The sequence below is a fragment of the Microbacterium sp. K41 genome, from assembly GCF_004794395.1.
In the GTDB taxonomy this organism is placed as follows: domain Bacteria; phylum Actinomycetota; class Actinomycetes; order Actinomycetales; family Microbacteriaceae; genus Microbacterium; species Microbacterium sufflavum.
Map to the genome: position 1 here is coordinate 1 of NZ_SSDO01000445.1, position 545 is coordinate 545.

Sequence of the window (545 nt, forward strand, 5' to 3'; positions counted from 1 at the left end):
GCGTCCGGTCGAGGCCGGCCAGCGCGGCGGCGAACTCCTCGTCCTCGCCCGCGAACGGCAGGTCGACCCAGCCGCCGGCGAGGTCGAGGCCGTGGCGGGAGAGGCGCTCGTCGAGCTCGGCGCCCTGGCCGAGGAGACCGACGGGGCCCAGGTCGATGCCCTGGTATCCGGCTTCGCTGATCCAGCGGGCGAGCTGCTCCCCGTCGGGGAGGGCCACGAGGTCCGGTCGAGCGAGTTCGAAGACTCCGTAGCTCACCGGCGCGTTCGCGATGCGGATCACGCGTTGTCCTTTCTCCATTGAATGGTCGAACCCTGGGTTCGTCTCGAATGTTAGCAGGTCATGACATATGCATCAATCGTCCTCCGAGAACCCCTGCACCACGACCGAGCGCACCCCGTCGAGGCGGGCGATCGCGTCGATCAGCTCGGAGCGCGACCCCGGCTCGGCCTCCGCGAACTCGAGCGTCGCCCGCATGTCCGCCTCACCGTGGATGCGCGCAGCACCGAGCAGTGTGGCGGGCAGCCCCCGCCGCTCGGCCGCCGCC

At 70.8% G+C, this 545-nt stretch carries 1 protein-coding gene and 1 pseudogene; both read right to left on the reverse strand.

Annotated elements, in window-relative coordinates:
* A pseudogene (locus DW309_RS19710) lies at window positions 1–280 on the reverse strand (sugar phosphate isomerase/epimerase family protein); the annotation flags it as partial.
* Window positions 281–352: 72 nt separating this feature from the next.
* The coding region (locus DW309_RS19715) for a hypothetical protein (RefSeq protein ID WP_168387284.1) at window positions 353–545 on the reverse strand (193 nt) is incomplete at its 5' end.